Here is a 23,693-nt window from a genome sequence, read left to right as displayed (position 1 = left end):
CTCATGAACGATCGAGGCTAGGTTCTTCTCCTGCGAAAGTTTCGGTGGGGCATGCACAGGATCTGCGGCTGACGAGCGCCTTAATTCGATCACGTCACGCTCTTTAGAATTCATGTTCTCTTTTGGCGCTACTGTGTCAATTAATTCCCCCTTCCCTTTCCCTCGCGCCTTGGCTCGATTAACACCGCCCCCCCAACCTGTGACCGCGAGATCTGCGTACCCTTGACGGGTGCTCAGATCAGAATTTGCGTGACGATCACTTGGGGGGACCAGTGCGTACGACTCGACGAATTTCCGCAGCGACCGCCGTGGCGACGATGTGTGCAGCGCAGTGGTCGTTCAGCGGCGGTAGCGCATGGGCCGCTGGCGCCAACCCGTGGGGCTGCGGTGGCAAGGTGGACCATCCGCACAGGTCGCACACCAACCCTCATGCCGTCAACGTACATGCGGACCTGAAGTGCAAGGCGCGGGTGCCCCGATATTCGATCTATGTCACCCTCTACCGGTCCCGCTGGTGGGGCTGGGAAAAGATTGGAAAGTCCGGCTATGTGAGCGGCGTGGAAAAGTACAAGGCCCGTGCCGTGGCAAACTGGGAGCCGCTCGGAGCCTGCCACCATTACAAGGGAGTGGCCGAGTTCATGATCGCCGGAGGCTCCAAAAAGATCACCTCCACCGTGTTCAACTACAATAAAGAGAAAATCGAAGGCAAAGGCGAACTGTGTGTGAAGTGACCGACCAGCGGATGCTGTGGCTGCTCCACTCGAACACAGAGCGCCCGCAACCCCAGTTCACGATGCTCGTAGTCGACGGGGCCGACGCGCTCCGGGCGGAGAGCGCCGCCGCAGCAGCGTTCGAGCGCACCGGTGCACCCCGCTCCTGGCTGGGTGCTTCCTCTGCTGTGCGGCGGCGACTGGTGGGGGAGTGCCGGACGGTACCGACCGTCGAACTCATTCACCTGGCAGACGAGAAACCGGGCCACGCATCGGCCCAGTCCTTTCAGCTCTCCCTGGCTCAGATCGCGGAGGAAGGCCCCTTGGCCAGTCGGTCCGGGGCCGGTAGTCAACAGGTCGTTATGGCGCTCACGACCGTACCCCCTGGCGTTCCACCGACAGCCGCTGAAGCCGTACGAGCCGTACTGGGGCGGCGATTCGCCGGGTTCGCCGGCCCGACACAGTGGCCCGGGCTGCGCACGCTCACGGCCCTCACCAACGTGGTCTGCCAGGAGACGGCAACCCTGGACCTCGCTGACGACGAGGACCTCCTGAGCATCTATGACCAATACTCGGTGGGAGGGCTGAGCACCGACTTCTAGGGTTGACGGGTCTGCGGCAGGGTGAGCCGGCACAGCACCGGCGTGCTCTGCAGATCGCCGCCGGACACCGCTCCGGGAAGGCACACGCCCGGACGCCGAGACCGCGACGAGCCGCCTTCCCGCGGGGTGGGCCCTGCCCGCATTCGGCCACGGCATCGGGAAAGCCCCGGACGGTGCCGAGCCGGACCGGGCAGCCCATCGCGTACCACGTCGGCGAACTCCGCGGCCCTGGGCGTGATGCCGTCGGCAGCGGCACGGCTCACGATCCGCACACCGAGCCGACCCGTTCCACGGTGTCGCTGAGTCGAAGGGTGCCGTTCTCGCGCCGCACGGCCAGTCCGGCGGTCTTCGCCCGCTGCCGGGGTTGTGGGGCCAGGACGGTCGCAAGCGCGTCGTGGAGCCGCTCACCCGTCAGCTTCCGGAACGGGAAGGTGACACCGATGCCCAGATCCCGGACCTGTCTGCCCCACAGCGGCTGGTCTCCACCGACCGACACGACCACCGCCGGGATGCCCGCGCGGGCGACATCGTGGGTGGTGCCGGAGCCGCCGTGGTGGACCGCCGCGGCGCATTGGGGCAGCACGCGCCGGTAGTCGATCGAGCGGGTGACGAAGGTCCTCCCTCGGTCGCCCAGCGGGAGGTCGGACCAGCCGGCGCCGACCAGTGCGCGCACGCCCAGTCGCGTGGCGACCTTGCCGATCAGTTCGAGCAGCCCGGCCGGGTCCTGTAGTGACATGCTGCCGAATCCGAAGAACACCGGTGGTTCGCCATGGCTCAGCCATACGTCGAGTTCCGGGTCGGGGTTCCGCTCACCGGAGGACGCCGGCATGCCGGCGATCGTGCAGTAGTCCGGCCAGTCGGGCGGTTTCGGGAACAACACCGGACTCACCAGCAGTTCCTGGGGTGTCCGTTGCGCCCGCAGGCGGGCGAAGGAGTTGAGGCCGGTGCCGGGCAGGCCGAGTCGTCGGCGGATGCGCCGGATGGTTGCCCGGTTGGCCTGCCGGTAGACCTGCTCGAAAACGGCGTGCGCCGGCCGTCGCAGGAGGGGCGGCAGGGAGTAGTCGCCGAGGAACGACGGGTGGTAGGCGCTCGACCGCTCGAGCGGGTAGGGCAGGTTGAGCACCAGCGGCTGCGCGTTCCGTTCCACGACGCACTGCGCGCGCAGGGTGGTCATCGGGCTGGTCACGACGGCGTCTGCGCCCGCACAGCCGGTGATGAGCGCTTCGTCGATGGCGGCGCCGGCGCGGGCCTCCAGACGCGACACTTCCCTGCCGAACTTGACCAGGTTGCGGGACATCATGAACTGCCGGAGCACCCCGCTGAGATCCACCGGGATCTCGCACGCCTCGAAACCGGCCTGGCTCACCCGGTCCAGGTGGGCGGTGTTCACGGTCAGCACCAAGTGGTGGCCACGGGTACGAAGTTCCTCCGCCACGGCGAGATTCGGCTCCAGGTCGCCGCGCGAGCCCAGCGACAGCACTGCGATCTTCACGCCGCACCTCCCCGCGCTCCGGCTTTCGGTGACACCGGCAGCGTCCGCAGGCTGCGCAGGACCGGGCTTGCGGTCCGTTCCGGGGGTCCGGCCCGGCGCAGGCCGGGCAGCCGCCGGAAGATCGCCTCGATCGCGCTCCGGGCTCGGGGCCCGGCCGGGGTGTGGTCGGCGCAGTAGTGGATCCCGTGGCAGAACGCCAGGTGGTCGGTGCGGCCGCGGTCCAGGACGGGGCCGTCGAGCCGGAACGCGGTCACCGGCACGCCCTCACGTTGCAGACGCCCAGGACCTGCCCCAGGAGGGGATGGGGCTCGCTGGTCACGGTCATTCCCTTGTCCCGCAGCAGTTCTTCCACGTCGTCGACCTGTGAGACCGCCGTGTTGTGCACCTCGAGTGCGACGTTGCGGATCCTGGCCCAGTCGGTTTCGTCGATCCCGGCCAGCACGTCGAGTTCCGCGCCCTCGACGTCGATCTTGAGCAGGTCGATCACCGCGCGGTCCGGGTGGTGCTCGGCCAGCGACCGCGAAAGCCGTTCGACGCCGACTGTCAACGGGTTCGAGGCGAAGGACGCCTCCGCCTGCTCGGCGCCGAGCAGTTCGGCGGTGACCTGCTTCTGACGGGCTTTCCCTTCGGGGTAGAACGTCGAGTTCCCCGGCATGGCGGGGTAGTAGGTGAACGCGGCTGTGCCCGCCTCGGCACCGAGCGCGTGGGTGTGCACGGTGATGTCGGTGATCCCGTGGAGTTCCAGGTTCCGCCGCAGCACGCACGCGGTTTCGGGTGCGGGCTCGTAGGCCACGATCCGCGCGCCGGGATACCGCCGGCGCATGTTCAGCGAGAACAGCCCGATGTTGGCGCCGACGTCCACGATGAACGGGGCCTCGCCCAGGTCCTCGTCACCGTAGGCGTGATCGACGAAGACCTCCTGGTGGATGAAGCGGGCCTCGATCTCGCTCAGCGCGTAGCAGGAGAATCCGCCGTCGAATTCGATCAGGGTCGGGCTCATATCGGGGTCGCCTTTCGGGTCGGACTCGGAAGTGCTGGAGCCGGGGCCGGAGCCGGCCCCACGGCTCGGTCGGGCTGGCTCCGGCCTGGTTATCTCCCGGCCGGCCCGACGGTTTCGTGCCAGCGCTCGATCCCGGCGCGCTCGCGCGCCCGCGGGTCCGTCACACCGAGGCCCGGCTCCGGCGCCAGGCAGGTCACGGCGACCTTGCCGACGTGCTCGTTGAGCTGTACCAGGCGGGCGGCCTCACCGGTCTCGGCGAGCGGATAGGTGGCCGAGAGCACGGGCCGCAGCATGCCCTGCCGGAACAGCCGGGTGCACTCGGCCATCTCGCTGTAGTTGACCCCGTGACTGCCGATGATCCGCTTGAGGTTCATCCACAGGTAGCGATTGTCGAACTGGTGCTGGTAGCCCGTGGTCGAACCGCAGGTAACCACGACGCCACCACGGCGGACGACGAAAACCGAGGTGCCGAAGGTCTGCCGACCAACGTGGTCGAACACCACATGCGGATCCTCGCCCAGCCCGGCACGGATGATCCTGCCGATGTGCTTGCCGATCGCCTGCGACCGTGCGGCGAGGTCCAGTTCCTCGGTGCCCGGCAGCTCTTCCCGGTTGATCACGAGGTCGCAGCCGAGCCGTCGCGCCAGGCCCGCCTTCGCCTCGGACCCGACGATGCCGACGGCGGTCCCGCCCCCGTTCTTGACCAGTTGCACCGCGAACGCGCCGAGCCCGCCGGTCGCGCCCCAGATCAGCACGATGTCGCCCTGCTTGATCCTGGCGCCGTGCTCCCCGACCAGCATCCGGTACGCAGTCCCGGCGCACAGGGCAAAGCAGGCGGACTCCTCCCAGGTCAGGTGCGCCGGTTTCGGCAGCACCTGCGAGGCGCGCACCACCGCGTAGGTGGCCAGGCCGCCGAAGTTCGTTTCGTAGCCCCACGCCAGCTGGCCCGCGCCCAGCATGCCGTCGTGGTGCGTCAGCGGTTCCTGGTCGTCGACGTAGACCGGGCTGACCACGACGTGGTCGCCGGGCTTCCAGTGCCGCACCCCGCTGCCCGCCCGGACCACCACCCCGGACGCGTCAGACCCGATCACCTGGTGGTCCTGGTCGTGCCGGGCGGCGAACCCGCCCTGGCGCGCGAACCGCGACAGCATGCCGAAGGTCGACACGGGTTCGAAGGTGGCCGACCACACGGTGTTGAAGTTGATGGAACTGGCCATCACGGCGACGAGGACTTCGTCCGGGGCGAGTTCGGGCATCGGCACGTACCCGACCCTGATCGACTTGCGCACGTCCTTGTCCGCGATGTCGCGGAACATCCCCACGTCCTCGCGGCGCAGGTGAGCCGCCAGGTAGTCGGCCGGAACGGGCTCGGCCAGCAGCTGTTCTCCCGTGGCACCTTCGGCCACCGCGTGGGCAAGGCTGTCCACTGCATCACTCCGATCGTGGTTGTGTTGACTGCAGAGCCCTGCCTCACCGGAACTCGTCCAGGAACCGCAGGATTCGCCCGAACACGTCGAGCGCTGCACCGCGTCCGGCGAAGGCGTCGAAATGGCCGTACCCCGGCACCTCGACGTACCGCACGTCGAGGTGCGGCTGCCGTGCCGAGAGCACTTCGTGGCACAGCTTGTTGGAGTCGAACCACGCCTCGTTCCGGCTCCCCGACAGCAGTAGGACCGGACAGTCGATCCGGTCGGCCGCGTCGAGTGCGTTCTCCGGCAGCACGCGGTAGCGGTCGTCGTGGTCGTTCCACCGCACCACCGAGTGGGCGAGCTCGACCCGGCGCAGGTGCGGGATGATCCAGGTCGGCACCGGGCCGAACAGGTCGGCCAGCCTGCGGTGCGTGCGCGGGTCCAGGTTCTCGTGCACGAACAGCGTCCCGCCGAGGCCCCAGTTGCGGTGCACCAACGCGCAGGTGGGATCGGGGCAGGGAGCACGCCGGGCCAGCAGTGCGAACAGCGGCGTGTACCGCGACCACAGCCCGACCTTGCGGAAGTCGCTGGGCAACTGGTCGAGGCGGGTGCGCAGCAGCTCGGCGCCGAACGAGGCGCGCATCCTGGCTGATCCGCTCATCTTCGGGGTGAGGAACACGCCGTGGGCCACCACCCCGTCGAGGCCGGGCACCAGGCCCGCCGTCAGGCTCATCGACAGCGCCAGCGCTCCGATGCAGTGCGCCACGACGAACAGCTTCCGCTCGCCGATGCGCGTGCGGATGTGCTGCACCGCACCGGGAATGTCGTAGAGCGCCACGTCGTCGTAGCTGAACCGGGCACCGGTTTCGTTGTACGGCAACCGGCAGCTCCCCCGCCAGTCCAGCAGCCACGGTTCGTACCCGGCGTCGACGAGCACGTCGACGACGTTGCGGATGTCGGGCAGGGTGAACATGTCCGAAGAGGCGGAATGCCCGTGCAGGAGCAGCACGACCGGGCGCGGTTCGTCGTCGACCGTGATCCGGCGCAGACCGAGCAAGGTGCCGTCCCCGACCCGCAGCGGGATGTCTTCCACCAGCTGGACGGCATCGCGGCGGTGCAGTGGGCTGAGGGTCATCGGCGTGTCTCCTGGTGGGTGGCGCCCCGGCGCAGGTCGAGCAGTTCGGCAGCGGCACGCAACGGCGGTTCGAGCAGGCCGCGGCCGACCTGGAGGTTGAACCAGCCGAGCCAGATCAGCTTCGCCCGCCGCCGGTCGCGTTCCGGCAGGGCCGGATCAACCCGCAGGCCGTCGACCTGGTCGGGCAGGTAGCTGTGCACCGGCACCGCGACCTCACCGGCGTGGCTCGCCGCCTCGCCGTCGCGGCCGACCTCGACGGTCACCGTCCGCGTCTGGCGCAGCAGGTCGCGTCCGGCACGCGCGGTCTTCGTGCCCGCCAGCCACCACTGCCGTCCGTCGGCGTCGCGCAACTCCAGCCGGTACCGCATCAGGGGGTGCCGTAGTCCGTTGCGGACCGGGATACCCTCCTGCGGGCGCACCCGGAGCGAGCCGGCCACCACGGTCAGGGGCTCGGTGTGCAGCAGGGCGCAGGTGATGTCCCCGCTGACGTCGATCCGCCGCTCGGTCACCAACTGGTACATGCTCTGGATCGACAACCGCAGTGCCAGTGTGCACGGCGTGCGTGCCTTGTCTCCGACGGCCCCGATCTCTCCGTCCATGGTTTCGCGGAACCACAGGTAGGGCGTGCCGCCGGGCCTCGACAGCCGGGCCACCCCGCTGCGGGCCAGCTCCTCCAGGGTCCTCCGCTGCGCCCTGCCGTCGTACGGGGTGGCGGCGGGAAGACCGTGTCCGGCGGCGAAGGCCAGGGTGCGGTCGCAGCGCGCCGCCGGCGCGGACAGCTGCGCCTCGCACAGCCGTGCCGCCGTGGGCGACTGCAGCATCCGCGCCAGGAACTCCAGTTCCGGGACCGGTTCCTCCCTGATCCTGGTCAGGGTTTCGTCCCGCCACCGGTCCCAGTGCTGAACGCGCGGGATCATGCCGCCGATCGTCATGTCCCGGACGACCTCGTCCAGGCTCCTCGGCACGCCGGTGAGGTGGTAGGTGCGACCCCACGCATCCGGTTCGCCCACGATGGCCGCGGCCATCCGGCTCACCCAGTCGACGGCGGCCACGTTCAGGTAGCGGAAGGCGGGCAGGGTGCCGAAGCGCGAGTACGCGGCGACAAACGCGCTGGAGAAGTCGTGCCCGTTGTGCGCGCCGGTGTCCGGGTGCCCGCCGATCCCGGCCGGGCGCAGCAGGGTGACGACCAGGCCGTGTTCACGGGCGCGGCGCAGGACGGCCTCGGCCGCCCACTTCGTCTGGTCGTATCCGGCCGAGAGCCGGTCGAGGTGGGCCACCGGGTCGTCCTCGCCCATCGACCCGATGCCCAGCTCGTTGAAGACCGCGACCGACGAGACATGGTGCAGCGGCTTGATCCGGCCCGTCATGGCGAGTTCCGCCAGCATCAACGGGCCGAGCACGTTGCTCTGGCGCAGCGACGGGTACCCGCGGAGGAAGTCGACGGCCGCGCCGACGTTGACGATCGCGTCGACCTCGTCCGCCAGCTCCGCCCAGCGCTCGGCGGACAGCCCCAGCATCGGCCGCCGGAAGTCGCCGGCCAGCGCGGTCACCCGGCGCGCCACCTCGTCCGACCAGGGCAGATGGAAGCGGGTCAGTCCTTCGGCGAGGCGCCTGAGCGCTGCTTCGTCGTCCTCCGCGCGTACCAGGCACACCACGTGCGCGTCGCTGTGCCGCAGCAGGTCCAGCAGCAGGTGGCTGCCCAGGAACCCGGTGGCCCCGGTAAGCAGGAGGCGCCGGGGTGCGTCCGGTGGCGGTGCTCCCACGAACGGCAGACTGTCCGCGCGCGCGACGTCGGCCATGATCTGGACGAGTGTCTCGTCGACCGCCGGGGAGAGCCGTGCCGGGGCGGACGGCTCGGCAGGCGCCGGGGTGCCGCGAGCGGCGAGCCAGCGGTGGGCGAGCTGCCGCGGCCGCGCGTCGGCGAACAGGTCGTCCAGTTCGACAGGGAGGTCGTGCTCGCGCGCCAGCGCCGCGGCGATCTCGACCGCGGTCACGGACGTCGCGCCGGCGTCGAACAGGTCGGTGTCCCGGTCGACCTCCTTTCCCAGGATCCGGCCCGCCACCGCCGAAATGACCGACACGAGCCGTTCCGCGTTCCAGCTGCCGACGTCGGCCGCGGGTGCCGCCACCGGGCCGCCCGACGCGCCGGCGTTCGCCAGCAGAGCGGCCACGGTCGGCTTTCCGGTGCCACCGCGCTCGATCGCCTCGGCGGTCCGGCGCGGGGCAGCCCCGGCCGCATGTGGATTCCCCATCGAACCCCTTCTCTGTCCGGCGTTCATCGCTGTTCCCAGGAGCGGAAGGCACGTAGCCGCGCCGTGGCCACGGTGACGTCAAGCTCGTCCGCATCGGCGTCGGCGCCACCGAGCGCGGCGATGAGCCGTCGTGCCGGAACGTTGCGCGGCGTGGCTTCGGCGGTCAGCCGCACGGCCCGGCACCCAAGGGTCTCCGCGCGGCGGGCCAGCCAGCCCAGCAGCCGCTCCTCGACCCCGCGGCCGAGCGCGCGGCAGCTCAGGTGCCAGCCCGCAACCCGCAGTTCCTCCCCGTGGGACCGGATCGCCAGCAGCCCGATCACCCCGTAGTCGCCGAACCGGTCCCGGGCCGACGCCGTCCACACCTCACCGTCCCGCCGCCACCGCACCAGCTCGCCGTCGTCGACCTCGCGCAACGCGAACTGGTTGGTGCGCCGGACGAGTTGGGCGGCCCGTTCGACGGTGGCCTCGGTCAGCGCCACGACCTCCACCTCCAGCCGCAGGTCGGCGAGGAACTCGGCGAACTCCGTCCGCGCCCGCACCTCGTCCCGTTCGCGTTCGTGCCGGTAGAACTCCGCACGGACCGCGTCCTCAGGGGTCACGGCCGACGGAACCAGCGGCCACAGCCTGGTCAGGAACGCCTCGAGCTCATCGGCACCGGGGCAGGTCAGGGTGAGCACCTCCGGCAGCGCGGCCCGCAGCGCGGCCACCTCGACCGGGTTGTCGTCCAGGAACACGAAGCTGTCCAGGCCCAGCCCGAGCTCCGTCGCCACCGCCTCCAGCCGTTCCGCCTTGGGCTGCCAGCCGGTGGACAGCACGCTGAAGTGCTCCGCGCGCACGAGCGCGTCCGGCCGGTCGAGCACCGCGCGCACGGTGGCTTCGTCGTTGTTGCTCACCAGCACCAGCAGTGCGCCGGCGTCCCGCCACCGCAGCAATCGGCGGGCGAGCACCGCTCGCGGCCCCCCGAGTTCGACCGTCTCCGGGCCGAACTCGTCGGCGACACCGCCCCACAGCGTTTCGTCGCCGTCGACCGCGATCACCTTCGGCGGCGCCTCGCGCACTGCGGACACCAGCTCGCCGAGTTCGATCGCCACGGCCGCCTGGAACTCCGGGGTGAACGGCAGGTGCCCCATCGCCTCGGTCCGCTCGTCGAAGCGGTCCGCGGCCTGCTCGGCAGGCCATCCCGTGGCGTCCACCACCGCGATGCCGGGAACGTCGCGCAGCGCGTCCCCGACCGTGCGTTCCCAGCGTTCGAGCCTGGGGGCGGTGTCGCACGAGGGCAGGAACCCGACGATCAGCGGTTTCCGGGTGCGCTCGGCCAGCGCCCGCGCCGCGGCCGGATACGCGTGCTCCAGTTCGGTCCACTGGTCTTCGTTCAACGCCCCGAACCGTTCCAGGTCCGCCGCCCGCAGCAGGAGCACACCGACTTCCGTCGACGGCGCCGCCAGCACTCCGGCCGGATCACGCAGGGCCGCCAGCAGGTGGTGGTAGGGCGCTTCGACCACGCCGCAGTCGCCGAACGCGAGCCGGCACAGCTCCGGCAGGCGGCCGAGCGCGAAGGTCGCGGCAAGCGCGATCTGCGGCTCGGGTACCGCGGTGGTGGCGACGGCCTCCGGGTCGTCGGTGATCTCGCCGAGCACGGCGAGGTAGTCCGCGCCCAGCTCGGCGCAGGCCGCTTCGTCGATGATGTCGAGGTTGTAGTAGAAGCAGACCTGGTTGCCGTCCGGCAGGACGGTGACCATCAGGTCCAGGTCGGAGTAGCCCGGCCCCACCGGCACCGGTTCGGCGCCCCGGAAAGCCGCGCCGGACTTCAGGTAGTTGAAGTAGACCTCGACCATGGGCGCGTTTTCCCGGTGCAGCCCTTCGGCGGCGAGCGTGGCCAGTGTGTCCGAGAACCCCGCTCCGCGGCCCAGTAGCCGGTGCAGCTTGCCGCCGGTCCGGCGCAGTACCTCGGCGGCCGGCTCGCCGTTCTCGACCGTGGCCGGGAACGGCACCGGGACGCCGAAGTAGCCGACCCCGGCTGGTGATTCGGCATGGATCCGGGTGTCCACCGGAACCGCCAGCACGAACCGGGACCTCTGCTGCCGCCGCGCGAGCAGCACCGTCAGCGCGCCGAGGAAGAACGCCGCCGGGGTGATCCCCAGTTCCCTGGCCCGCTCCGCGATCCGGTCGAGCGCACCGTCGGGCAGCGCCAGGAAGCAGGCACCGGCCCGGTAGCTCCGCACGGCCGGGCGTGGCCGGGCCAGGGTCAGGTCCAGCCGCCTGACGCCGGTGAATTCGCGGGCCCACGCGGCTTTCGCCATGTCGTCGCCGCCCTCCACCCGCTGCGCTTCGACGAGGGCCTCGATGTCCTGATCGGACACCGGGAGATCCGGAATGCCGTCGTGCAGCGCCGCGTCGATCTCGGCGGCCACCAGCAGCATCGACTGCCCGTCGGAAACACTGTGGTGGGCACCGAAGACCAGCACCTGTTCGTTGCCCGAGTCGAGTAGTTCGAACCGCCACAGCGGGGAGGTCGTCAGGTCGAACGGGGGTTCCAGCAGTTCCCGGACCCGGTCCTGCACGGTCGCATGCGCGCAGTCGCCGACCTCGGACCACCGCAGCAGCGAGCCCGCCGGTGCCCGCCGCACCTGCAGTTCGGTGTGCTGGGTGCCGGGCAGGATCGCGGTGCGCAGTGCGGCATGGCGTGCGGCCAGCCCGGCGAGCACGCCTTCCAGTTCGTCCCGGGTGACCCTCCTGCTCAGCCGGACGGCCATGGCCACGGTGTGCGCGGCGCTCGGCACGCCCTGCTGCCCGGTCCGCAGCAGGCGCATGACGTCCCTGGTTGCCGGGTATCGCACGACCTCCGGCACCTCGGTCCCGTGCTCGGCGGGTGGTGCCACGGCGACGGGCGCCGGGGCGCTGCCCAGCTCGTCCACGAGGTGGCGCGCCAGCGCGACCGGGCTCGGGTGCTCGAAGATCGCGGTGACCGGGAGCGGGAGGCCGGTCACCGCGCGCAGGCCGTTGCGGAGTTCCACGGTCATCAGCGAGTCGAAGCCGAACTGCTGGAACGTGCCCGACGGATCGAGTTCGCCCGGACTGCCGCCCAGCACGGCCGCGGCCTTCGCGCGGATCAGGTCCAGTACGACGCCGACCGCGTCCTCTTCGGACAGTCCGGCGAGCCTGGCCGCCAGTTTCGGACCCGCGGCTGGATCGGCGGCCGGTTCTGCCGCGTTCGCACGTCGCGTACGCGGTGGCAGGAGCCCGCTGAGCAGCCTGGTGTGCTGCTCGGTGCCGGTGAAGGACGCGAAGTCGAGCCGGGCGGGGACGACAACGGCTTCGTTGAGGGAGAGCGCGGCGTCGAACAGCGCCATGCCTTCGCTTGGCGACATCGCGCGGACACCCCGGCGCAGCATCCGGGCCCGGTCGGCGTCGGTCAGGTTGTCCGCCGAGGTGAGTTCCCACAGCCCCCACGCGAGCGAGTGCGCCGGCAGGCCGTGCGCTGCGCGACGGGTGGCCAGCGCGTCGAGGAAGGTGTTCGCCGCCGCGTAGTTCGCCTGCCCCGGATTGCCGAGCGTTCCCGCGGCCGAGGAGAACAACGCGAACAGCGACAGGTCCATCCCCGCGGTCAGCTCGTGCAGGTGCAGCGCCGCGTCCACCTTCGGCCGGAGCACCCGGTCGAGCTGCTCGGCGGTCATCGAGGCGATGGTCGCGTCGTCGAGCACCGCGGCGGAGTGCACCACCCCGGCCAGCCGTTCTCCGCTGAGCAGCGCGGCCAGCTCGCCGCGGTCGGTCACGTCGCAGCGGACGATCTCGACCTTGGCCCCGAGCTCGACCAGCTCCGCGCACAGCTCTTCGGCACCGGGGGCCGCCATGCCCCGCCGACTGGCCAGCAGCAGCCTGCCGACCCCGTGCTCGGTGACAAGGTGGCGGGCGACCATGGACCCGATGCCGCCGGGCGCGCCGGTGACCAGCACCGAACCACCGCGCAGGGCGTCCCCGCCGACCCCCGACGGTTCCCGGCCTGCCGCGAGCCGCACCATGCGTGCCCCGTACAGAGTGCCGTCGCGCACGACGAGCTGGGGTTCGCCGGTGGCCAGCACGGCCGCGGCATCGAGGTCGTCGGTGTCGGTGCCGTCGGCGTCGTCGGTGTCGACCAGCACGATCCGGCCGGGGTGCTCCGACTGCGCCGAGCGCACCATGCCCCACACGGCCGCGCCGGCGAGATCCCGTACATCCTCGCCCGGCAACGCGACGGCCCGCCGGGTGCGTACCAGCAGCGTCGCCGTGGAGGCGTCGTCGGCCAGTTCGGACTTCAGCACCGCGAGCAGGTCGCGGGTCGCCGCGTGCACGGCGGCGGCGCTGTCCCCGGCCGGCGTCTCGACCACGACGGACGCCGGGACCGTGCCTGCCGGCCCGCCGCAGACCGGTTGCCAGTCCATCCGGAACAGGTCCTGGTGGCACCCCGCCGCGGTCGCGGCCGCGATCTGCGTCGCGGACACCTCCCTGACCACGAGCGACTCCACGCGCACCACCGGCGTCCCGGCCTGATCGGCGGCCACCAGCGACACGGTGTCCGGACCCGCAGCGGTCATCCGAACCCGCAGCGAAACCGCGCCTGCGGCCGACAACCGCACGTCGTTCCACCCCATCGGCAGGCGGACCCGGCGGTCCTCGCCGTGGCTGAACGCCATCGTGTGGAGTGCGGCATCGAACAGCGCCGGGTGCAGGCCGTACTTGCCCGCGTCCCGCGCGGCGTCCTCGGGCAGCGTGATCTCGGCGAAGGTCTCCGCACCACGCCGCCAGGCCGCGCGCAGGCCCCGGAACGCCGGGCCGTAGTCGTAGCCGTGGTCGGCGAGGTCCTGGTAGAAGCCGTCCACCTCGATCGCCTCGGCCCCGGCCGGTGGCCACTGCGCGAGTTCGGGGGCCGCTGGCGGCACGGCTTCGGCCGACACCGTGCCCTGAGCGTGACGCACCCAGGCCGAACCGGATGGCTGCCCGGGGCGCGAGTGGATCGAGACGGCACGGTCGCCTGTTCCGTCCGGCGGATCGACGACCACCTGGAACTGCACCCATTCGCCGTTCGGCAGGACCAGCGGCGCCTCCAGGACAAGCTCGCGCAGCACGGTGGCGCCCACCTCGTCGCCCGCCCGGATCGCCAGTTCGACGAATCCGGTCCCGGGGAACAACACCGCACCCCGTAGCGCGTGGTCGGCCAGCCACGGGTGGGTCCGCGATGATATTCGGCCAGTCAGCACCAGGCCGTCCCCGTCGGGCCGGGACACCACCGCGCCGAGGAACGGATGGGCCTCCGTCAAGCCGAACCCGCCCGCGTCACCGGCCGGGGCGGCGGGCTCCAGCCAGTACCGCCGCCGCTGGAAGGCGTAGGTCGGCAGGTCCACCCGGGTCGCCCCGGCGCCGGCGAGGTAGCGCGCCCAGTCCAGCTCCACCCCGGCCACGTGCAGTTCCGCCGCAGACCTCAGCAGGCGTGCCATCCCGCCGTCATTGCGGCGCAGGGAGCCACCGACAAAGATCTCTTCGCGCTCGTCATCGAGCGTCTCCTGGATGCGCATGGTCAGCGCCGGGTGCGGGCTGACTTCGAGAAAGACCCGGTGTCCCTGCCGGTACGCGGCACGTACTGCCTGCTCGAACTGCACCGTTTCGCGGACGTTGCGCCACCAGTGGGCGCCGTCCAGCACGCCGGTGTCCAGCTCGGCACCGGTGACGGTGGAGAAGAAGCCGATGTCCGGCGCGCTCACCCCGGTGACCGCGAGCACCGGGTCCAGTTCTGCGCGGAGGGGCTCGATCTGCCGTGAATGGCCCGCGCCCCGGGCGGCGACCCTGGTCACCCCGACACCGTCGGCCGCGCACCGCGCCGAGAACTCGTCCACCGCGTCCACCGCACCCGACACGACAGTCGACTGCGGACTGTTGACCACCGCGATATCCAGCCGGTCTGCCCACGGCACGATCCGCTCCCGCACCGAGTCCACCGGCAACGCGACGACCGTCATCGCGCCGTTGCCGGACAGCGAAACCAGTGCTTGCGCGCGCAGTGTCACCAGTCGCATGGCTTCGGGTAGGGACAGTGCGCCTGCGACGTGCGCGGCGACGATCTCGCCCTGCGAGTGCCCGATCACTGCGGCGGGTCGTACTCCCACCGATTCCCACAGCCGTGTCAACGAGACCATCACCGCGAACAGGACCGGCTGTACGACGTCAAGGCGATCCAGTTCTGGCGCACCGGGTACGCCGCGCAGCACGTCCACCAGTGACCAGTCGACCAGCCCCTCCAGCACCGCCGCGCACTCACCCAGCTGCTCCGCGAACACCGGCGACGAATCCAGCAACTCCACCGCCATACCCGCCCACTGCGTGCCCTGGCCGGGGAAGACGAACACGGGCTTCCCCGAGACCGCGGCGCGTCCGCGGACGGCGTCGCCGGAGAGTTCGTCGTCGGCCAGCGAGCGTAACCCGGTGAGGAGTTGTTCCCGGTCGGTGCCGAGTACCACGGCCCGCTCAGTGAACGTGGATCGTGTGGTCACCAGTGAGAATCCGATATCGGTCGGATCCAGTTCCGGACGCTGCTCCCACAGCTCGACCAACCGCTCCGCCTGCGCGGACACAGCCGCCGCAGTGACCCCCGACAGTACGAGTGGAACCACCGGCAGCGGTTTGCGTTCCACAGGGGGCACCGGCAGTGCGGACGGTTGCGCGAGAATGACGTGGGCGTTGGTCCCGCTGACCCCGAACGACGAAACACCGGCACGACGCGGTCGATCGGTCTCCGGCCAGGCACGAGGTTGCGTCAGCAACTCCACCTCACCTGTCGACCAGTCCACCATGTTCGTCGGAGCATCCACATGGAGCGTCGCGGGCAGCACACCGTGCTGCATCGCGGCGATCATTTTGATCACCCCCGCCACCCCGGCAGCGGCCTGAGTGTGACCGATGTTCGACTTCAGCGATCCCAGGAGGAGCGGCCGGTCACCGGGACGGTTCTGCCCGTAGGTGGCGAGCAACGCACCGGCTTCGATCGGGTCTCCCAGGGTGGTGCCTGTGCCGTGCGCCTCGACGACGTCCACGTCGGAGGTCTGCAATCCGGCGTTCGCCAGCGCACGCCGGATCACCCGTTCCTGTGCAGGACCGTTCGGCGCGGTCAGCCCGTTGCTTGCCCCGTCCTGGTTGACCGCCGAACCAGCCACCACCGCCAGCACCGGATGCCCCAGCCGCACTGCATCCGAGAGACGTTCCACCACCACCGCACCAGCACCCTCGGCAAAACCGGTGCCATCCGCCCCCTCCGCGAAAGCCCTGCACCGGCCATCCGGCGACATGCCCCGTTTGCGCGCCAGCCCTTCGAGCGGTCCCGAGCTCGCCATCACCGTGACACCACCGGCAAGCGCCAGGGAACACTCTCCCGACCGAACCGCCTGCGCCGCCAGATGCAATGCCACCAGCGACGACGAACACGCCGTGTCCACCGTCACCGCCGGGCCCTCCAACCCCAGCACATACGCCACCCGGCCCGACGCGACACTGCTCGTGCCGTTCTCTCCCATGAAATCGGCGGCTTCCTCCGGCATGCGGCCGTGGAGCCTGCTCGTGTAGTCGGAGTAGGTGACACCCGTGTACACGCCGGTCGCACTGCCCGCCAGTGAACGCGGATCGATCCCCGCCCGTTCCAGCGCCTCCCACGACACCTCCAGCATCAACCGCTGCTGGGGATCCATCGCCGACGCCTCACGCGGACCGACCCGGAAGAACCCCGCATCGAACTCCGCGACCCCCTCCAGAAAACCACCACGCCAAACCGGCCCCCCAGCCCCCCACCCACGATCGGCAGGCACCTCCGACGTCGCATCCCCGCCCCTGGCGACCAACTCCCACAGGCCGTCCATCGACACCACACCACCAGGCAACCGACACCCCACACCCACCACCACAACCGGGTCGTCCACCACGGCCACCGACGGCACAGCCTCGGCGGTGACTCGTTCCCGCAGCGCTTCCGCGCGGAGGTGCCGGGCGAGCCGTGTCGGCGTCGGGTGGTCGAACACCGCGGCGGCGGCCAACCGCACCCCGGTGGCCTGGTGCACCCGGTCCCGGAACTCCACCGCGCCCAGCGAGTCCATGCCCAGGTCCTTGAAGGAACTGTCCGGGACCACGGCAGAGGAGCTGGTGTGCCCGAGCACGGCCGCGGCGGTCTCCCGCACCAGCAACAACACCAACTGCTCCTGCTTGGCGGGTGGCAGTCCGGCCAGCCGCGCGGCGAACCGGGCCGCGGCCGGGTCATGATCACTGTCGTCGGCGACCCGCCGTGCCGGTCGCACCAGCCCGCGGTACAACGGCGGGACCAGCCCGGATTTCGCCATCACTGCGGCGTCGAAGGGAGAGAGCACCACCAGCGGACGATCGACCGCCAGCGCCGCGTCGAACAGCTCCAGCGCCTCGTCCGAGGCCATCGGCCGGGCACCGGTCCGGCTCAGCCGCGCCCACGTGCGTTCGTCCAGGTGCCCGGTCACGCCGCCGGCCTGCGCCCAGGCACCCCACGCCAGCGCGGTTGCCACCAGGCCCCGGCTCCGGCGGTGCTGCGCCAGCGCGTCCAGGAAGGAGTTCGCGGCCGCGTAGGTGGCATGCCGTGGCGCGCCCAACAGGCCCGAGGTCGACGAATACAGCACGAACGCCGCCAGCGGCAGGTGCTCGGTCAGCTCGTGCAGGTGCCACGCCCCGGCCACCTTCGGCCCGAACACCGAGTCGACATCCGCGGCGGTCTGGTCCTCGAACGACGCGTCCGCCACCACCCCGGCGGTGTGGATCACCGCCGTCAGCGGACGGGAGGACGGCACTCCCGCCACCAGCGCGGCCACCGACGCCCGATCCGCCATGTCGCACGCGACCACCTCGACCGCGGCGCCGAGAACCGTCAGCTCGGCCACCAGGCCGGCCGCCCCGGGCGCGGCGGCGCCTCGGCGGCCGGCCAGCACCAGGTGCCGGACCCCATGCGCCACCACGAGGTGCCGGGCGACCAGCGCGCCCAGCACGCCGGTTCCACCGGTGACCAGCACCGTACCCGCAGGGTCGAACACCACCCCGTCCGCGCTCCCGGCGCGGGTGAGCCGTGGCAGGTACAGCGAACCGCCACGCCACGCCGACTGCGGTTCACCGGAAGCAAGCGCCAGCGCGACGGCCCGAGGCAGCGCGTGCTGGTCACCCACATCGACCAGTACGATCCGCCCCGGGTGCTCGGTCTGCGCCGAACGCAGCAGTCCCCACACCGGGGCGTGGCGCAGGCCCGGCACGTCCTCGCCGGCGTCGGTCGCGACCGCCCCGCTGGTGCACACCACCAGCACGTCGTCGGGCCGCGCGTGCGCCAACCATTCCTGCACCCGCGCGAGCACCGACGCGGTTTCCGCGCCGACCTCTGCGGGGAAGCCCGCCCTTTGGCCGCCGTCCCGGACGATGAGGACCGGCGTGGCGCCAGCCTGGACGGCAACGCCCGCCTCGGCGATGTCCACCGGCACAACCGGGGCGAGATCGCCGTCCGGCACCGCGTATTCCGTCCATTCCACCGTGAGCGGCACCTCGCCCTGGCGGCGGGTCACCGCGGCAAGCTCCGGTACCGCCACCTCGCGCAACGCCACCGAGTCGATCGCGGCCACCAGTCCACCCGAGGCATCGGTCAGGGTCACGCGCACCTGGCCTTCACCCAGGCTGGTCAGGCGCAGCCAGCCGGCCGAGGCCCCGACGGCGTACAGCGACACCCCGGCCCACTCAGCGGGTACCAGCACGTTGTCCGGATCCGCCGGGGAATCGACGTACATCAGTGCCTGCGTCACCGCGTCGAGCAGAGCCGGATGCACCCCGAAGCCTGCTGCCGCTGCGCCTTCGGGCAGCGCGACCTCGGCGAGGACGTCCGCGCCAAGCCGCCACACCGAACGCAGTCCCCGGAACAGCGGCCCGTGGCGGAAGCCGCGCTCGGACAGCTCGCGGTAGAAGCCCTCGTGCTGCACGGCGACCGCTCCCGCGGGCGGCCACGGGAGCGGCTGCGGCGCCGGCTCGGGGGTGGCGTCCTCGGCCAGCGTCCCACTGCCGTGCAACAGCCAGCGGGCCCCGGATTCCGCTTCGGCACGCGAGTGGATGGACACCGTGAGGGCGCCGGAACCGTCCGACGCGCCAACGAACACCTGCACCTGGAGCCCCTGGTGCGGTGGCACGATCATTGGCTCGACGAGCCGCAGCTCGCGCACCACCGTCGCACCGACCTCGTCACCGGCCCGCAACGCGAGTTCCAGCAGACCGGCGGCAGGGAACACCACGGCGTCCGACACCATGTGGTCGGCCAGCCACGGCTGCGCCCCCACGGAAATCCTGCCGGTCAGCACCACGCCACCGGAAGCCGGTTGCGATACCACCGCGCCGAGCACCGGGTGGCCGGTCGCAGTCAGCCCCAGCCCGCCCGCGCCGCGCCGTCCGGCCGCGTCGAGCCAGTACCGCTGCCGCTGGAAAGGGTAGGTCGGCAGGTCCACCCGCGTCGCGCCGGATCCCGCGAACCACCGCGCCCACTCCGGTGACGTACCCGCGACGTGCAACCACGCCGCGGACCGCAGGAACCTGGTCGGCCCGCCGTCTCCCCGCCGGAGCGTGCCGCCGACGTGGACCACGGCCGACGGGTCCGCGCTGTCGAGCGTTTCCTCAACAGCGGGCGTCAGCACGGGATGCGGACCCACCTCGAGGAAGGTCCGGTACCCGTGCCGGAACGCCTCGCGGACGGCGGCTTCGAAGCGCACCGGTTCGCGGACGTTGCGGTACCAGTACTCCCCGGTCAGTGCGCCGGTGTCGAGCACGTCTCCGGTGACCGTGGAGAAGAAGGCCACCTCCGCGGTCGTCCGCCCGGTGACCGCGAGCGCGGCATCCAGTTCTTCGCGCACCTCGTCGATCTGCTGCGCGTGCGAGGCGTAGCGGATCGCGACGCGGCGAGTGCGAACGCCGTCGGCCTCGCACCGCGCCCGCAACTCCTCGATCGCCGCCGAGTCGCCGGACACCACGGTCGACAAAGGGCTGTTGACCGCGCCGACTGCCAACCGGCCCTCCCAACCCGCCAGCAGCTCTCGTGTCTGTTCGACCGGCAACGCGACCGTGAGCATCCCCCCTGTACCGGAGAGCGCGCGCAACGCCCGGCCGCGGCGGACCATGAGCGCGCTGGCTTCGGGTAGGGACAGTGCGCCTGCGACGTGCGCGGCGACGATCTCGCCCTGCGAGTGCCCGATCACTGCGGCGGGTCGTACTCCCACCGATTCCCACAGCCGTGTCAACGAGACCATCACCGCGAACAGGACGGGCTGCACCACGTCAAGGCGATCCAGTTCTGGCGCACCGGGTACGCCGCGCAGCACGTCCACCAGTGACCAGTCGACCAGCCCGTCCAGCACCGCCGCGCACTCACCCAGCTGCTCCGCGAACACCGGCGACGAATCCAGCAACTCCACCGCCATACCCGCCCACTGCGAGCCGTGCCCGGAGAACAGAAAGACCGGTCGATGCGGCATCGCTGCCCGGCCGCGCAGAACGTCCGAAGAGGACTCACCGGCTGCCAGCGAGCGTAACCCGGTGAGGAGTTGTTCCCGGTCGGTGCCGAGTACCACGGCCCGCTCGGTGAACGTGGATCGTGTGGTCACCAGTGAGAATCCGATATCGGTCGGATCCAGTTCCGGACGCTGCTCCCACAGCTCGACCAACCGCTCCGCCTGCGCGGACACAGCCGCCGCAGTGACCCCCGACAGCACGAGAGGAACCACCGGCAGCGGTTTGCGTTCCACAGGGGGCACCGGCAATGCGGACGGTTGCGCGAGAATGACGTGGGCGTTGGTCCCGCTGACCCCGAACGACGAAACACCGGCACGACGCGGTCGGCCGGTCTCCGGCCAGGCACGAGGTTGCGTCAGCAACTCCACCCCACCTGTCGACCAGTCCACCATGTTCGTCGGAGCATCCACATGGAGCGTCGCGGGCAGCACACCGTGCTGCATCGCGGCGATCATCTTGATCACCCCCGCCACCCCGGCAGCGGCCTGAGTATGACCGATGTTCGACTTCACCGAGCCGAGCCACAACGGGCGATCATCGGTACGGTCCTGGCCGTAGGTGGCGAGCAATGCACGCGCCTCGATCGGGTCTCCCAGGGTGGTGCCTGTGCCGTGCGCCTCGACGACGTCCACGTCGGACGTGTGCAATCCGGCGTTCGCCAGCGCACGCCGGATCACCCGTTCCTGTGCAGGACCGTTCGGCGCGGTCAGCCCGTTGCTTGCCCCGTCCTGGTTGACCGCCGAACCAGCCACCACCGCCAGCACCGGATGCCCCGACCGCACTGCATCCGAGAGACGTTCCACCACCACCGCACCAGCACCCTCGGCAAAACCGGTGCCATCCGCCCCCTCCGCGAACGCCCTGCACCGGCCATCCGGGGAGAGTCCGCGTTTACGTGCCATTGCGTCGATGGCGGCGGGCGTAGACATCACCGTGACACCGCCGGCAAGCGCCAGGGAACACTCTCCCGACCGAACCGCCTGCGCCGCCAGATGCAATGCCACCAGCGACGACGAACACGCCGTGTCCACTGTCACCGCCGGGCCCTCCAACCCCAGCACATACGCCACCCGGCCCGACGCGACACTGCTCGTGCCGTTGTCGCTGAGGTAGTCGGCGACCTCCTGAGGCGCGTCGCCGGCGAAGCCCGTGATGTAGTCGGAATAGGTCACGCCGGTGTACACGCCGGTCGCACTGCCCGCCAGTGAACGCGGATCGATCCCCGCCCGTTCCAGCGCCTCCCACGACACCTCCAGCATCAACCGCTGCTGGGGATCCATCGCCGACGCCTCACGCGGACCGACCCGGAAGAACCCCGCATCGAACTCCGCGACCCCCTCCAGAAAACCACCACGCCAAACCGGCCCCCCAGCCCCCCACCCACGGTCGACAGGCACCTCCGACGTCGCATCCCCGCCCCTGGCGACCAACTCCCACAGGCCGTCCATCGACACCACACCACCAGGCAACCGACACCCCACACCCACCACCACAACCGGGTCGTCCACCACGGCCACCGACGGCACAGCCTCGGCGGACCGGGCCGCCGGGAACACGGCGTCGACCACCGCGCTGATCGTCGGGTGCTCGAACAGCAGGCTCGGGTCGAACCGGCGGCCCAGGAACTCCGAAAGCCTGCCGACCAGCTCCACAAGACCGCGAGAGCCGAGGCCGAACTCCGCCAGCGGGCGGTCCGCTTCCACCCGTTCAGGAGCCAGGTTCGCCTGCGCAGCGATGGCTTCGACCAGCCAGAGCCGAACCGACTCCGGGGTCGCGACCGCTGCCGTGGTGGCGGGCGGTTCCTCGCTTCGCGCACGCGCGTCGGTCTCGTACCCACCGTCGAGATAGGCCGCGCGGCAGGCGTGCCGCTGGATCTTGCCGCTGCTCGTCTTGAAGATGGTGCGCGGCGGGATGAGGACCACGTCTCGCAGCGCCAGCCCGTGTCCGGCGCTCACCGCCCGCCGGATACGCTCCTTGATCTCCGCCGGTTCCCCTGCCCCGGGTTTCACCTCGGCCACCACGACCGGCTGTTCCCCGTCGACACCACCGTCGGCCGAAAACGCCGCCACGCAACCTGGGCGGACCGCGCCGTGCGCGCCCTCCACGGTCAGCTCCAGATCCTGCGGGTAGTGGTTCACCCCGTCGATCACCAGCAGGTCCTTGTGCCTGCCGGTGACGAAGAGTTCCCCGGCCCGGACGAAACCGAGGTCTCCGGTTCGCAGGTAGCCTGCGCGCCCGCCGCCGAAGACCTCGCAGGTGGCTTGCTCGTCACCCCAGTACCCGCGTGCGATGCTCGGTCCGGCGACCCGGATCTCACCTTCCTCGCCCTCGGCGCACTCGCCATTGGCGGTGAGATCGGCGATCACCACCGACACCCCGCTGGGCGGTTTGCCCGCTCCGACCACCTCGGCGCCCCGCCGGTCGCCGTCGCCCCGCGGCCGCTCGACCACGGTCGGCGCACTCCCGATCGCGGTCCCGCTCACCAACAGGGTCGCCTCGGCCAGCCCGTAGACCGATTGCAGAGCTTCCGGCCGGAAACCCGCCGGTGCGAACCGGTCCGCGAACCGCCGCAGTGTGTCCGCCCGCACCGGCTCCGCTCCGTTGAAGGCCACGCGCCAGTACCCGAGATCGAGGCTGTCCACCCACTCCGGCGAGGCGCGGCGTACGCCGAGTTCGTAGGCGAAGTTGGGTCCGCCGCTGGTGTGCGCCCGGTAGTGCGACACCGCGGTGAGCCACCGCTGGGGCCGTTCCAGGAAGTGCAGCGGCGAAAACAGGACTGAGCTCATCCCGGTGTACACGGTCTGCAGCACGGGGCCGATCAGGCCCATGTCGTGGAACATGGGCAGCCAGCTGACCGCGAGCACGCCGTCCCACGAAGCGGCCAGTTCGGGCGTGTGACCCATGACTTCGGCGATCGCCTGCTGGTTGTGCAGGAGGTTGCCGTGGGTGACCACGACTCCGCGCGGGGCACTCGTCGAGCCGGAGGTGTACTGGAGGAACGCGACCGAGTCCGCTTCAAGCGCCGGCCGGTCCCAGGGCGTGGTGTCGTCCGGTATTTCCTCGGTGGCCACCCAGCTCAGCGCGGCCAGCTCCGGCAGGGACTCGACCGCGGCACCGACGCCGTCGATGACGTACCTGGTTGACAGCACGGTGTCGATGCCCGCGTCGGCAACCACCTGGCGCAGCCGACGCAGCGACCGGTCGAAGTCCCCCGGCCGTGGCAGCGGCGCAGGCACCGCCACGACCGCGCCGGCCAGGCAGCCGAGGAAACCGCTGACGAACTCCAGCCCCGGCGGGTACAGCAGCAGCGCCCGCCGGCCGGTCAGCCCGCGCTCCCGCAGGAAAGCCGCGATCGACCGCACCCGGCGCCCGAGCCCGCCGTAGGTCAGTTCGGTGACATCCCCGTCGACGTCCCCGGTCTCCAGGAACCGATAGACGATGCGCTCGGGCTGCTGAGCCTCCCGAGCCGCCAGCACGTCCGAGAACGAGGGGTAAGTCATCTGACTCCAGCCATCAGAGTGCGCCATACGC

9 protein-coding genes are annotated in these 23,693 nt (G+C 71.0%); 2 read left to right on the top strand and 7 right to left on the bottom strand.

Features of this window, described 5'->3' with window-relative positions; translation table 11 throughout:
• Positions 1-317: 317 nt before the first annotated feature.
• Both CG747_RS50250 and CG747_RS40470 read left to right on the top strand, forming a co-directional pair.
• Complete coding sequence (locus tag CG747_RS50250; protein WP_257981051.1) at positions 318-731, top strand: hypothetical protein; 414 nt, start codon at positions 318-320, stop codon at positions 729-731.
• Positions 728-1,312 (top strand): hypothetical protein, encoded by a 585-nt coding sequence (locus tag CG747_RS40470; protein ID WP_100606885.1) that lies wholly within the window; start codon positions 728-730, stop codon positions 1,310-1,312. Before CG747_RS50250 ends, CG747_RS40470 begins: the two co-directional genes overlap by 4 nt.
• A 259-nt stretch (positions 1,313-1,571) precedes the next feature.
• Here the strand turns inward: CG747_RS40470 and CG747_RS40465 are convergent, their stop codons facing one another.
• The 7 genes from CG747_RS40465 to CG747_RS40440 all read right to left on the bottom strand — a co-directional run bounded on the left by CG747_RS40465 (position 1,572) and on the right by CG747_RS40440 (position 23,662).
• A complete protein-coding gene (locus CG747_RS40465) occupies positions 1,572-2,804 on the bottom strand; it encodes a glycosyltransferase (RefSeq protein WP_107490347.1) in 1,233 nt (410 codons plus the stop codon).
• The gene (locus tag CG747_RS46990; RefSeq protein WP_107490346.1) at positions 2,801-3,064 is read right to left on the bottom strand and encodes a hypothetical protein; all 264 of its coding nucleotides are present in this window, start codon (positions 3,062-3,064) and stop codon (positions 2,801-2,803) included. Before CG747_RS46990 ends, CG747_RS40465 begins: the two co-directional genes overlap by 4 nt.
• On the bottom strand, positions 3,055-3,804 hold the full coding sequence (locus CG747_RS40460; RefSeq protein ID WP_100606883.1) for an FkbM family methyltransferase: 750 nt from the start codon (positions 3,802-3,804) through the stop codon (positions 3,055-3,057). The genes CG747_RS46990 and CG747_RS40460 overlap by 10 nt, the downstream gene beginning before the upstream one ends.
• An 89-nt stretch (positions 3,805-3,893) precedes the next feature.
• A complete protein-coding gene (gene ccrA / locus CG747_RS40455; protein ID WP_100606882.1) occupies positions 3,894-5,231 on the bottom strand; it encodes a crotonyl-CoA carboxylase/reductase in 1,338 nt (445 codons plus the stop codon).
• Between the two features lie 43 nt (positions 5,232-5,274).
• Positions 5,275-6,348 (bottom strand): alpha/beta fold hydrolase, encoded by a 1,074-nt coding sequence (locus CG747_RS40450; protein WP_100606881.1) that lies wholly within the window; start codon positions 6,346-6,348, stop codon positions 5,275-5,277.
• Complete coding sequence (locus tag CG747_RS40445; protein WP_100606880.1) at positions 6,345-8,600, bottom strand: thioester reductase domain-containing protein; 2,256 nt, start codon at positions 8,598-8,600, stop codon at positions 6,345-6,347. The genes CG747_RS40450 and CG747_RS40445 overlap by 4 nt, the downstream gene beginning before the upstream one ends.
• 23 nt (positions 8,601-8,623) lie before the next feature.
• Complete coding sequence (locus tag CG747_RS40440) at positions 8,624-23,662, bottom strand: type I polyketide synthase (protein WP_180985926.1); 15,039 nt, start codon at positions 23,660-23,662, stop codon at positions 8,624-8,626.
• Positions 23,663-23,693: the final 31 nt, after the last annotated feature.

This window comes from Streptomyces sp. CB02959, assembly GCF_002803155.1.
In the GTDB taxonomy this organism is placed as follows: Bacteria; Actinomycetota; Actinomycetes; order Streptomycetales; family Streptomycetaceae; genus Streptomyces.
This window is presented reverse-complemented; position numbering and strand designations above follow the sequence as displayed.